The 691-nt window shown below is 40.1% G+C and carries 1 protein-coding gene; it reads left to right on the plus strand.

Features of this window, described 5'->3' with window-relative positions; all coding sequences use genetic code 11:
- Position 1 precedes the first annotated feature (1 nt).
- Positions 2–505 carry a hypothetical protein gene (locus AACR11_RS22555; RefSeq protein ID WP_079325137.1) on the plus strand — a complete coding sequence of 168 codons (504 nt, stop codon included), beginning with the start codon at positions 2–4 and terminating at the stop codon, positions 503–505.
- The last annotated feature ends 186 nt before the right edge of the window (positions 506–691 follow it).

Raw genomic sequence — 691 nt, forward strand, 5'->3', positions numbered from 1 at the left:
CATTGTTAATCCCTCATTTGAACAAGACGTCAACTGGTGTATAGAAGAGTTAAAGCACCACTTTATCGATAGACCATACTGGGAAGAGACGACCGTCGCGAACTTTACTCGTGACCATGGCGTTAACAAACCGTATTGGAAGCTCGTTAACAAAGAAGCAACAAAGAGACTGACCAATACGCCAACCACTTTATTACATAAAGAAGCATATCGAGAACTCAATAGAATGACTTTATTTGCCATCAACATAATGGCAGGATCTCTACTTGATTGTCGCCACAACAACAATTTGCTTAAACAAGCATTAGAAGAGATATTGACAATAACACATGACCAACTTTCTGTTCGAGCACCAAACACATTATCAGAGCATGATCATGTATTAGAGTGCATACAGAACTGCATTGACCACTTTTGTCAATCTATTGGAGAACCCTCTGCTGACTTCATTGATTTTGCTGATAAAATGAACAAACTAAGAATAAAAAATGCTCCTACCCCATAAGCTAGACCAAGTCTTTAGTTCGTCTGTGATAGAAACTAGCGAGACTTAGCGCTCCTCAAAAACTTAACCAGACTATTGTAAGCCTTGTGACAGCAAGGTTTTTAATTCCACTTTACTTCCCCTTTCTAGCCACTACACACCGCTCAGCTTTGCTGCCAGCGGCAATTTGCCTTGCATAAGGAAAGA

The organism is Vibrio sp. L85, assembly GCF_963871815.1.
GTDB lineage: Bacteria > Pseudomonadota > Gammaproteobacteria > Enterobacterales > Vibrionaceae > Vibrio > Vibrio harveyi.